10 protein-coding genes are annotated in these 10,890 nt (G+C 61.2%); 6 read left to right on the top strand and 4 right to left on the bottom strand.

Annotated features, from left to right (window positions below; genetic code table 11):
• Window positions 1–292 precede the first annotated feature (292 nt).
• The 3 genes from BV106_RS31300 to BV106_RS31290 are packed head-to-tail and all read right to left on the bottom strand — an operon-like array spanning window position 293 to window position 4,293.
• Window positions 293–1,012 (bottom strand): hypothetical protein, encoded by a 720-nt coding sequence (locus BV106_RS31300; RefSeq protein WP_038171475.1) that lies wholly within the window; start codon window positions 1,010–1,012, stop codon window positions 293–295.
• A gap of 56 nt (window positions 1,013–1,068) precedes the next feature.
• Window positions 1,069–1,704, bottom strand: a complete 636-nt coding sequence (locus tag BV106_RS31295) for a helix-turn-helix domain-containing protein (protein WP_081892488.1) — start codon at window positions 1,702–1,704, stop codon at window positions 1,069–1,071.
• 48 nt (window positions 1,705–1,752) lie between these two features.
• A complete protein-coding gene (locus BV106_RS31290) occupies window positions 1,753–4,293 on the bottom strand; it encodes a DNA translocase FtsK (protein WP_051946625.1) in 2,541 nt (846 codons plus the stop codon).
• A gap of 196 nt (window positions 4,294–4,489) precedes the next feature.
• Between BV106_RS31290 and BV106_RS31285 the strand changes: the two genes are divergently transcribed.
• The 5 genes from BV106_RS31285 to BV106_RS31270 all read left to right on the top strand — a co-directional run bounded on the left by BV106_RS31285 (window position 4,490) and on the right by BV106_RS31270 (window position 8,035).
• A complete protein-coding gene (locus BV106_RS31285; protein WP_038171472.1) occupies window positions 4,490–5,461 on the top strand; it encodes a type I phosphomannose isomerase catalytic subunit in 972 nt (323 codons plus the stop codon).
• Between the two features lie 126 nt (window positions 5,462–5,587).
• Window positions 5,588–6,034: a c-type cytochrome domain-containing protein gene (locus BV106_RS31280; protein ID WP_038171470.1), complete on the top strand. Its 447-nt coding sequence runs from the start codon at window positions 5,588–5,590 to the stop codon at window positions 6,032–6,034.
• Window positions 6,035–6,217: 183 nt separating this feature from the next.
• A complete protein-coding gene (locus BV106_RS37810) occupies window positions 6,218–6,373 on the top strand; it encodes a small basic protein (protein ID WP_081892487.1) in 156 nt (51 codons plus the stop codon).
• An 8-nt stretch (window positions 6,374–6,381) separates the two neighbouring features.
• Window positions 6,382–7,494 (top strand): pseudouridine synthase, encoded by a 1,113-nt coding sequence (locus tag BV106_RS36520; protein ID WP_081892486.1) that lies wholly within the window; start codon window positions 6,382–6,384, stop codon window positions 7,492–7,494.
• Window positions 7,495–7,534: 40 nt separating this feature from the next.
• Window positions 7,535–8,035 (top strand): hypothetical protein, encoded by a 501-nt coding sequence (locus tag BV106_RS31270; protein ID WP_051946620.1) that lies wholly within the window; start codon window positions 7,535–7,537, stop codon window positions 8,033–8,035.
• A 699-nt stretch (window positions 8,036–8,734) separates the two neighbouring features.
• Here the strand turns inward: BV106_RS31270 and pdxA are convergent.
• Window positions 8,735–9,772 carry a 4-hydroxythreonine-4-phosphate dehydrogenase PdxA gene (gene pdxA / locus BV106_RS31265; protein ID WP_038171469.1) on the bottom strand — a complete coding sequence of 346 codons (1,038 nt, stop codon included), beginning with the start codon at window positions 9,770–9,772 and terminating at the stop codon, window positions 8,735–8,737.
• 113 nt (window positions 9,773–9,885) lie between these two features.
• Here pdxA and BV106_RS31260 point away from each other — a divergent pair, with 113 nt between their 5' ends.
• On the top strand, window positions 9,886–10,374 hold the full coding sequence (locus tag BV106_RS31260; RefSeq protein ID WP_038171468.1) for a GNAT family N-acetyltransferase: 489 nt from the start codon (window positions 9,886–9,888) through the stop codon (window positions 10,372–10,374).
• Window positions 10,375–10,890: the final 516 nt, after the last annotated feature.

Genomic DNA, 10,890 nt, shown 5'->3' with positions numbered 1-10,890 from the left:
TGCGAGAGCAAGAACCGGGACGGTTCTTTTACAGTGGCGGATGCCCGCGAAAGGGAAGGTAGAAGAGCCGTCTCGGCTCTTGGGCGCGCTGGGTGATGCGGGAGCAAGAACCGGGACGGTTATTCTACAGTGGCTGATGTCCGCGAGGGGGGGAAGGTAGAAGAGCCGTCTCGGCTCTTGGGCGCGCTGGGCGGTGCGGGAGCAAGAACCGAGACGGTTCTTTCTACAGTGGCGGATGCCCGCGAGAGGGAAGGTAGAAGAGGCCCCGGCTCTTGGGACTACTGCGACTTCCCTACGCCGTCCGCCGTGGCACTGACAGCCTGGCGATCACATCGGCTTCGTTGCGCCAGGCGTTGTAGGCCTTCATCTGGCTTTGCATGTGCTTTTCAATCCAGTGGGCGATGTCCTGGGCGGCGATCACGAGTTCAGGGCGCGATTGAGGGAATCTCTCCGAGGCGTCTCTGAGAAGCGAAAGAGCGGGCTCGGTGGCGAGGTTGGCTCCCAGAACCCGAAAGCGCAGCATGGCAGAGGCTACGGTGTCCGGCAGTTCCGGGGTGCGGTGCAGTTCATCCAGGGCTTGGGAGGGCATTCCCAGTTCGAGGTAGCCTTCGATGACACCGGCGATGGCCTGGCTCTCATCCAGGGGCTCCGGCTTGTCCTTCAACACCACGCCCTGCAGGCGCTGGGTGATGGCCTTGGGAAGCTGATCTTTCTGCGCCGTGGTGGAGCTGGAGCCGCCCGGTTCATCCTCGTTGGTGACCATGTACACCCAGCCGTCTCCTTCTTTGTTCAACCGCCACTGGTTGTAGGTCAGGACGATGACGAGACCGATGATCGCCACCGTGGTCTCCAGAATGAACGGCGTGGCAAAGATCGAGAACAGCATGGCCACCGCATCGCGGGTGATTTCGCGGGCGGAGGGGCTGTAGATCAGGAGGGCAGTGAACCCTGCCACGCTGAGAAGCGTCCAGAGCCAGGGCCAGAGATGTCGCGTTGCAGTGGGGGATGACATGGCGTTTGCGGCGGAGCCCGTCTGCCCCGCATCCACTAATATATAGTCCCACTCGGCTACTTGACCAGTTCGGCTTTTACCACTGGCGGCTCAGGGCCCACCGGGATCGCCTTTGGGGGGCTCACGGAGGGGGCAGCCCCCTTGGAGACTTGAGTACCGGCCCTGCGGACCTCAATCGACCCAGAGGGGGTGGAGTCGGACGAATCGAGGGCAGGTGGGGTTGCTGCCGGAGCGGGTGTCTCTTCCCGGTTCTGCTGGTAGGCCTGGGCGACCAAGTAGGAGGCGCCCAAGAGGAGCGTGATGGCGCAGACCATGGCCATGGCCTTGAGTTCTCTTCCCATGGGATCCCTCGCCACGTCGGCCTTGCCCGGGTTCCGGGTGCGGCGACGGGCAAAGGCTGAGGGGAGCACCCAATCGGGAGTCCGTCGCAGCCAGGAGAGACCCAGCTTGGACTGAGGTGGGAGGGGCGGCGACAGCCGGGCGAGTGCCTCGCCAGCATCCACCTCCAGTCGGGCCGAATAGGCCTTCAGGAACAAACGGACGTACGCGACCCCACCGAAGGTCGTGTACTCATCATTTTCCAGATCCCTGAGACGGGATGCCGGGATGCGGGTCTCATGGGCCAGATCGGCCAACGTGAGGTATTGAAGTTCCCGCGCCCTACGAAGCTGCTGACCGAGAGTGGGAGACATGGGAGGTTGGGTTCCCTTGTGTTACGCTTCAGAGGGCGCGGATGGTGGTCAAAGTTCCACAAGAATTTCACGGGGCTTGGCCCCTTCTCCTGGTCCAATGATGCCGCGGTCCTCTAAAATGTCCATCATGCGGGCTGCGCGGGTGTAGCCCAGGCGCAGGCGGCGCTGGATGAGGCTGGTGGAGGCCTTCTTCTCCGTGCTGATGACGTCCAGCACCTTTTCCAGGATGGCCTCATCCTCAGGGGTGACTTCCTCGCCGTCTTCACCATCCATTTCGTCAAAGCTGTCTTCCAGAGTCGCCTCGAACACCGGTTTGCCCTGTTCGCAGGCGTGATCCACCAGGTCGTGGAGCTCGTCATCCGTCACCATGGTGCCTTGGGCGCGGACCAGCTGGCTGGTGCCGGGCGGGAGGTAAAGCATGTCCCCCTTGCCCACGAGACGGTCGGCTCCCTTCCGGTCCAGAATCACTCGGCTGTCGAGCGCAGAAGCCACCTGGAAGGCGATACGAGAGGGCACGTTGGCCTTGATGATGCCCGTGACGACGTCGGCGCGCGGGGTCTGCGTGGCCAGAATGAGGTGAATGCCAGCGGCACGGGCCTTCTGGGCGATACGGGCAATGGCGACCTCAATATCCGCTGGAGCCGTCTGCATGAGGTCGGCCAGCTCGTCCACGATGACCACGATGTAGGGCATCGAGTCGGGAATTTCCAGCTCGGGTTCCTTGCGCTTGGGGGGCTCGGAGCTGCCCGCCCAGACGGAGGCATCCGTCGTATCGGTCCGGAAATCGGGCTCCTCCTCAGAGGGATCATAGTCGTCCGGCAGGACGGGGACTGCGGGCACCGCCGCTGCCTTGGCCTTGTTGCCCGCTCCCACGCGTGAAGTGGTGCGGGGTGAGGTCTTGCGGTTGTTGAAGGTCTCGAAGTTACGGCAGCCTTCCTGGGCAAAGATCTGGTAGCGCTTCTCCATCTCATTCACCACCCAGCGCAGGGCGAGGAGGGCGTGCTTGGGATCGGTCACCACTGGGAGGGCGAGGTGGGGCAGGTCTTTGTAGCCTTGCATTTCCACCACCTTCGGGTCAATCATGATAAAGCGCAGCTCATCCGGCGCGAAGCGGCAGAGCAGGCTGGTGATGATGCTGTTGATGCAGACGGACTTCCCTGAACCGGTGGCACCAGCGACGAGCAGGTGCGGCATGGTTGCCAGATCGGCGATGATGGCCTTGCCGTACACGTCCTTGCCCAGAGCGAGCGGCAGCTTGGCCTTGCCCTTTTGGAACTCGTCATCCTCCAGGAGTTCCCGGATGGGCACCACCACCTTGTCGCGGTTGGGGAGCTCGATCCCCACAGTATCCTTGCCCGGGATGGGGGCCAGAATGTTGAGCCGCTCCGCCTTGGTGGCACGGGCGATGTCTGCTTCCAGGTTGGCGATGCGGCTGACGCGCAGGCCTTCGCTGGGATACACCTCGTAGCGTGTGATGGCGGGTCCCTTGGTGATGTCACCCGGCGTGACATTGATCCCGAAGGTGGAAAGTGTCTTGATGATGTTGTTCTGCGTCTCACGCAGCGCGGCCTCATCAGCAGGCGTCCGGGCCTTCACCTCCGGCCACTGCAGCAGATCCAGCGGGGGTACGGAGTAGCCCTTGTAGCGGGCGGTGAGGCTGGCGGGTTTGGCAAAAAGCGCCCGCTCGTCTTTCTGTTCCTGGCGTTTCTGCCAGACCTCGGCCAGTTGCGGCTTGGCCTTGGGCTCTTTCGGCAAGGATGAGTCGAAGATCTTTGGAAGCGGATGCACGGCCGGCAGTTCCAGCTGCGTGGCGGGGCCGGAGGAGAAGTCCGACTCGTCTTCGTCATCCATCACGGCGGCAGCGGATGCCTTTTTGCGTCCCTTGGTCTTGGCCACGGGAGGAGCGCTGAGCGGCAGGATCGCTTCCTCCTCCGCCTCCAGGCGACGGCGCTGGCGCTCTGTCCACCAATTCACGAAGGCCCGGCCAGCCATGTCCTTGCCCTGGACCAGCACTTGCACGGGATGCATGCCGGTGACGAAGATCATCCCGATGAGATAGATCACCCCCATGACGAGCAGGGAACCGACTTCACCCAAGATGCCCAGCAGCAGGATGCCCGCCACCACGTGACCCAACCCGCCGCCGGCACCGTAGGGGGTGACGCGGTGGTTGTCCCACGCCCAGAAGTTCTGGAGGTACAGGATGCCCGCCCCGCAGACCACCATGAGGCAGAACCCCACCCAGGAGCGGAGAGTGATCTTGGTATGAGAGGCCAGCTTGCACACGCCAAACCAGGTAAGGCAGGCGGGGATGATGTAGTTCGCCCCGCCAAACATCCAGAAGGTGTAGCCCGCCATCACCGCCCCCAGGCGGCCGATGAGGTTGTGCGCCATGGGCGTGGCGGTGTCACTCAGGGCCAGGTGGCACCAGGTCGGTAGATCGGCGGGATCGTAGGAGACGAGCGCCAAAAAGTAAAAGAGCGCGGCGACGATGAAGAGAAACCCGACCGTCACGTGCCAGGTGGGGCTCTCAGCGGGCGGCTCGGTGGAGCGGCTGCGGGTCTGGCGCTGAGGGGTGCGGGCGGGCATGGGCGGAGCAGGGGACCAGTAGAGCAGCGGTTCCGGTGAAAATTAGCGCTGAGTTCTAAACGTTCAACTTTAGTGGAATTTCCGGAGTTATTCAAGGGGCGACCTGAAACGAGTCGAAACTAGGTGGTTTCTCCTTGGGTAAAACGAGGACAGGGAAGTGAGTTGACCCCTTCCGCAGACCCGGTAACCGTACCTGATGATCGCGTCCCATGAACTTTCAGTGCTCCAGTTTGCACCGATTTACCAAGAACGGGTCTGGGGCGGCAGGAATCTGGAGCGCCTGTACGGCCGCAAGCTGCCCTCCGAAGCCACGCCCTATGGGGAAAGCTGGGAGATTTGTGATCGCGCTGAGGCTCAGAGCGTGATCGCCGCTGGGCCGCTGCAAGGGTGGAGCCTGCAGGATCTCTGGACCCGGGCGCGGAACGAGGTGTTCGGTTTTGCCTACGCGGAGCATCCCTCGCCCCGCTTTCCCTTGTTGATCAAGATCCTGGACGCTCAGGAGGATCTCTCCATGCAGGTCCATCCGGATGACGAGTCGGCCACCAGCGTCGGAGGGGAGGCCAAGAGCGAGGCTTGGTACGTGACGGCGACCGCGCCGGGGGCCAAGCTGTATGCGGGGATGCGTCCCGGTACGACCCCGGAGACCTTCCGCCAGTCCATGGGGGAGGGCTCGGTCGCAGAGCATGCGCTGTCGCTCCAGGTCGCCCCCGGAGATTGTCTGGCCGTCCCTGGCGGTACCTTGCATGCGATCGGGGCGGGGGTGGTGATCTTTGAGATTCAGCAGAATAGCGACACCACCTACCGGGTTTTTGACTGGAATCGCGTGGGGCTCGATGGGAAACCCCGCGCCCTGCATCAGGAGGAGGCGATGAAAGTGCTCCATTTCGACGCGGCACCTCCCACCCTCCTCAGACCTCAGGGAAGCCGTCTGCTGGACTGGCCTTATTTCAAGATTGACCGATGGGAGTTGACCAAGTTTGAAGGGCGGTCCGTGCCCCGCCAGTCCAGGTTTAAGATCGGGGCCGTGGTGGAAGGGGAGATCTCCTGGCGGAACGGCCCGGAATTGAAGACCGGAGACTTCTTCCTCGTACCAGCTTGTCTCTCAGACCAGGGCCGTCAGTTCAAGTGCACCAGCGTTCGCGCCACTTTGCTGTGGATCTCTCTTTAGATGGAAGGGGGGAAGGCGCTCGGATCTGAGGTGACTCAAATTTGCCTGGTATTGTGGTTGAGTAGCCCTCTTTTGCTTGACCATGCTGGCACCGCGTGATGAATTTCGGGGAACACCTGATTTTCCATGAAGAAACCAGCCATTATCCTGTTCGCCGCCAGTGCTTTTGGCGGGCTCGCCCTGCTTGCCCAGACACCCGCCGCCCCTGCCGGAGGGAAGGTGGACTTCGAGAAGGAGATCTTCCCGATCTTCAAGACGAAGTGCCTGAAGTGCCATGAAACCGAGCACACGGACGCCACGGGCAAGCTGAAGAAGCCCAAGGGCGGTCTGATCATGGACACGGCGGAAGGCCTGAAAAAGGGCGGCAAGGAGTCCGGCGAGAAGACCCTCGTCGCGGGCAAGGCTGCCGAGAGCGAACTCTACAAGGTGACGACGCTGCCGGTCAGCGACGAGATGGCCATGCCCCCCGAGGGCAAAGGTGATCCGCTCACCGATGCAGAGAAAGAACTGCTGAAGAAGTGGATCGACCAGGGTGCTGATTTCGGCGCTTGGAAGGCTGCTCCCGCCAAGTAGTTCCTGAAGGTCTCCAGGTATTTTTTTGCTGCCCGGCATCCGGAAACGGAGCCGGGCAGTTCTTTTTGGGCTCCCGAGGCCTGCGAAAGAAAACCGCCATTCGGTTCACAAATGCCTTGCGCATCCCGGGCATCGGGTTAGTCTCCCGGCCCTCTTTTTAACGGCAAAACCTTTTACTAAGCCATGTCCCAGCATCGTAGTCTCAAGTCCGGTGGTTCCGTCGGTACCAAGCGCAGCGTCCTCAAGCGTGGCGAGCGTATCAAGTTGATGAAATCCCGTGGCCAGTGGAATGAAGGCCGCAGCCTTTACAACTTGCCCAAGACCAAGCCGGAAGCTTAATCCGACGAGTGCGTCTTAATCGCCATCTCAGTTCCTGTGGCCTCGGCTCCCGCCGGGGTTGCGAGCAGTTAATTCGTGATGGCAGAGTCATCCTGAACGGGAAGATCTGCACCAATTTGTCCACCACCGTCACGGACTCCGATGACGTCGTGGTGGATGGAAACAAGGTGCGGCCCCACAAAGGGGTCGTGATCGTGCTGCACAAGCCCAGAGGTCTGGTGTGCAGCCGCCGGGACGAACGAGACCGGGACACGATCTACAATCTTCTTCCTGAGAAGTTTCACACCCTGCATCATGTGGGGCGTCTGGACAAGGAGAGCGAAGGCCTCCTGCTCATGACCAACCGTGGGGAAGTCTCCCAGCGGCTTCTGCATCCCAGCCAGGGTGTGGAGAAGGAGTACGAAGTGATCACTGAGACTCGCTTCGACCCTGAACATCTGACCCGCCTGACCAAGGGCTTCCATACGGAAGACGGCTATGCCAAGGCAGAGCGCGCCTGGATGATCGGCGACTACAAGATCGGCATGGTGCTCAAGCAGGGCTTGAAGCGCCAGATCCGCATGATGCTCTATTTCCTCGGTTACGAGGTGAAGCGCCTTATCCGGGTGCGCATCGGCAACCTTGCCATCAAAGGTATCCTCGAAGGCAACTGGAAGGAACTGAGTGACAAGGATGTGGACAAGATGCTCCTCAATCCTCTGTCCAAAGACCGGCCGAAGATGAGCAAGCCGAAGACGGCAGCCGTTCGCAAGAATCTGGAGAATTACCGTCAGAAACAGGCCAAGCGGAGCAGCCGGAAGACCGGTGCCCGCAAGCGGACTGGCGGCACGAGCCCGGCTCCTGACTCCGGTGCAACGAGCGGCAGCTACAGCGGTGAGCGTGGCCCCCGTGGCGGCGAAGGCGCTACCCGCGGCCCTCGTGGTGGAAGGACAAGCACCCGTGGTCGCGATCACGACAGCGACAGCGGTCCCAAAGGCTCCAGCAGCCCCAAGAGTGGCAGCGGTCCAAGAGGTGGTCGCAGTCCCAGAGCCGGTAGCGACGCTGACAGCAGCGGTCGTGGCGGCAAGAGCGGTGGCACCGGCCCGACCGGGCGTCGTCGTTCGCCTCGGCGTGACGCCTGATTTTTTCCGGCAAGTCGGCCGGAATTGGAGATAATGAAGCATGAGTGCCGTCGTGCCCTTTGATGCCCTGTGGAAGCGGGTGACCGCTGAATGCGCGCCCAAATGGATGTCAGTGCATGGGCCAGATCATTGGAGGCGGGTGGAGCGAAACGCGCTCATTCTCGCTACCCGGACCGGGGCGAATATTGATGTCGTGCGGCTGTTTGCTTTGTTTCACGATTCCCAGCGGGTGAACGATGGATTTGATCTGGAGCATGGCCCCCGGGCGGCGGTTTATGTCCGCAGTCTGTGGAGATCGGCGTTTGAGCTTCCGGACGAGGCGTTTGAAAAGCTGGAGTATGCCTGTGAATGGCATACTACGGGACTGCATCATGAGGATGCCACGATCGCGACCTGCTGGGACGCGGATCGCCTGGATCTAGGGCGTGTCAGCATCATCCCCAACGAGAAATTTATGAGCACGGCGTTTGGAAAGGAAATCGCCCGGTATGGCTCATTGCAACCTTGGGCGCATCTGGCACCTCCGATCTTTGGATCGTAGTCCCAAGTTTATTTTTTAATCAGGCCGTGTGGAGAACTGACTGATCGCCGCCCATTTGGGGTGGCCGCCTAGGAAGCACATCGAGGTGCTCGGCTCAGACCGAAGTTGATCCCAGTATGGGATCTGTAGCACAGCCCAATGGTTGGAGGAGCCTTAAGCGAGTCAACCTTGGGTTGCTTCGCAGAGGATAATCAGGTGGGAAGGCCGCCAGCATTTACTTTCACCCCACCGCCCGTCAACACCTCCACGTCAGCCAACCGGGCTCCTTTACAGGTTCAGGGGGAGATTTCCTGAGGGTGCCAACAGTTCCTATTGGGAGCGGATTAACTCTCCCCTCCTTAATTGATGCCAAATATGAGAATCATGCCGTCACACCATCAACACCCTTTTTCCAAGTTACGCCAAAAAAAACCCCCTCTTTTTCACAGTGAAGTGTCCAAAAGGGTGTTGATGGTGTGACGGAAAGAGGCTTTTTGGAGGGGTTTTGACTGCGTTTTCTCAAAGTTGATAGTTCGCGGGCTCTTTGCGAAGTGGTCAGGTCTAAAGGAGGCGGGGGTTCCCAGCCCAGCGTGGGAGCGGAGGGTCGCAGCGCGTTGGGCGATTGACCGTGCTGAGGTCTGCCGCGTCAAAGTTGGCGCGTGGCAAGCAAGGCGCTTGCCCTACAACGTCTGGGATAGATGAATAGGCACAGGCCTGCGATCACTCTGCCTGGCGTGGCGTCGAGCCCTGGGTCTCTCTTTGGCGGCTCAGCTTTACCGCCAACTTGACCGCGTGGCTCATGCTGCCCGCGTTGGCCTTGCCCTGCCAGGCGATGTCCAGGGCGGTGCCGTGGTCCACGCTGGTGCGGATGACTGGCAGGCCGAGGGTCGTGTTGACGGCATTGTCAAAGGCCAGAGCCTTGACGGGGATGTGCCCCTGGTCGTGATACATGCAGACGAAGGCGTCGGTGCTGCGACGTTTCCACGGGAGGAAGGCGGTATCAGGAGGCAACGGCCCCTCGACATCCAGACCCTGGGCGCGGGCGGCTTCGATGGCGGGGATGATGATGCGCTCCTCCTCGCGGTCGCCAAAGAGGCCGTGCTCCCCGGCGTGAGGGTTCAAGCCGCAGACCACGATCTTCGGGGCGCGACCTCGGATCCTTTGCAGGGCTTCGGCGGTGAGTTCAATCACCTCCTGAATGCGCTTCTGTGTGAGCAGGGCCGGAACTTCGGCGTACCCGCAATGCACGGTGACAAAGGTGCAGGTAATTTCCTCGGAATACTGCATCATGCACCAGCGGTCAGAAGCGGTGCGAGAGGCAAAGATTTCCGTGTGTCCGGGAAAGTGGATGCCAGCCATGTGCATGGCCTCCTTGTTCAGGGGGCCGGTGGCCACCCCTGCGATTTCTCCAGCCAGCGCGGCATTGATGGCGAGGTTCACGTAAGCATACGCGGCGGCCCCGGTGTGGGCGCCGATGACGCCGGGCGTGACGCTGGCGGCATCGATTTCCCCGAGATCCAGAATGGCAGGCACATCCAGGTTGGAATGCGTGCGCTTCCAGGCTTCCCGTGGGATGACGGTGTCCGGCAGAGGGAATCCCGTCGCCTGGGAGACCCTTTCCAGGATGGCAGCGCTGCCAAAGATGACCGGAGAGCATTGGGTGGTCACTTCCTGGTTGGCGAGCAACTGCAGGCAGACTTCCGGACCGACTCCGGCGGGGTCTCCCATGGTGAGGGCGATGATGGGTTTGCTGGGCATGAGAAGCGAAGCGGGAAATCACTACTACCGTCACCGGGTGGGGATGCAAGGGCCGGCCATGCTGCTCCTTGTCAGGGGCTGGATTCTAGCCAAAGCTTCGCCACCTCCCTGCCATGCCCACCCTGCGCCTCGCCCGCCGCGAAGACCTTCCGGTCATCAACGACATCTATAATCACTACGTGCTGCACTCCACGTGCACGTATCAAACAGAGCCCTCCACCCTGGAGGAGCGCCAGGCGTGGTTTGATGCGCACGGCGTGCGTCACCCGGTGACAGTGGCCGAGGAAGACGGGAAAATCGTGGGCTGGGGGGCGCTCAACAAATTTCATCCCCGGGCTGCTTATGGCCACACTGTGGAAAATTCTGTGTACCTGCACCATGAGGTTCAAGGCAAGGGCTTGGGCAGTGTGCTTTTGGGAGATTTGCTGGACCGGGCCACGCAGCTCGGGCACCACGCGGTGATTGCCGTTATTGATGCCAGCCAGGCCCCCAGTGTGGGATTGCACGCGAAGTTTGGTTTCGTCCAGTGCGGCTATTTCAAAGAGGTGGGGTTCAAGTTCGGCCAGTGGCTGGATGTGGTTTACATGCAGAAATTGATTTAGGTGGGGGAGCGGGAGGGGAGTGATGGAGTGATGGAGTGATGGAGTGGGGGGCGGGAGGATGCAGGGAATGTGTCGTCGCTGTGGGGAAGGTAGAAGAGCCGTCCCGGCTCTTGGTTGTGGGAGCGGGAGCATGTCGATCAAATGGCCGTGGAGATGTTGGCGGTGCTGGAGCGGGTGCATGTTCTACCGGCCTTCACACCTGACGGTCGCGATGTTGGCCACCCAAGGTAGCCTCGCTTGAAGCTCGGCAACCTTAGGCTGTGGTACAAATCCCTTGCGGAGTCGATGACCGACTAAGATCGGAGCAGAGCGGCGCGGAAGTCGGATGCCGGAGGCATCCCAGCTATTAGCTGGGGGTTGAGCGTAGCGATACCCCCGGGGAATAAGAATCTACGTTCACCCCGGAGGGGTGATAGCAACGTGCGCCGGCAAAGGGACGTCGCTGGCATCCACTCCGGGATGCAATACTCGCTTTGACCTTCCGGAGGTGTCAGTCGCTACGCTCCCTCGACCCCC

It is taken from the genome of Verrucomicrobium sp. BvORR106 (assembly GCF_000739655.1).
Lineage (GTDB): Bacteria > Verrucomicrobiota > Verrucomicrobiia > Verrucomicrobiales > Verrucomicrobiaceae > Verrucomicrobium.
This window is presented reverse-complemented; position numbering and strand designations above follow the sequence as displayed.

Coding starts and splice junctions, on each gene's coding strand:
- BV106_RS31285 (WP_038171472.1), top strand. CDS start 4,490: ATGATCGCGTCCCATGAACTTTCAGTGCTCCAGTTTGCACCGATTTAC.
- BV106_RS31270 (WP_051946620.1), top strand. CDS start 7,535: ATGAGTGCCGTCGTGCCCTTTGATGCCCTGTGGAAGCGGGTGACCGCT.
- BV106_RS31260 (WP_038171468.1), top strand. CDS start 9,886: ATGCCCACCCTGCGCCTCGCCCGCCGCGAAGACCTTCCGGTCATCAAC.
- BV106_RS31280 (WP_038171470.1), top strand. CDS start 5,588: ATGAAGAAACCAGCCATTATCCTGTTCGCCGCCAGTGCTTTTGGCGGG.
- BV106_RS37810 (WP_081892487.1), top strand. CDS start 6,218: ATGTCCCAGCATCGTAGTCTCAAGTCCGGTGGTTCCGTCGGTACCAAG.
- BV106_RS31295 (WP_081892488.1), bottom strand. CDS start 1,704: ATGTCTCCCACTCTCGGTCAGCAGCTTCGTAGGGCGCGGGAACTTCAA.
- BV106_RS31300 (WP_038171475.1), bottom strand. CDS start 1,012: ATGTCATCCCCCACTGCAACGCGACATCTCTGGCCCTGGCTCTGGACG.
- pdxA (WP_038171469.1), bottom strand. CDS start 9,772: ATGCCCAGCAAACCCATCATCGCCCTCACCATGGGAGACCCCGCCGGA.
- BV106_RS31290 (WP_051946625.1), bottom strand. CDS start 4,293: ATGCCCGCCCGCACCCCTCAGCGCCAGACCCGCAGCCGCTCCACCGAG.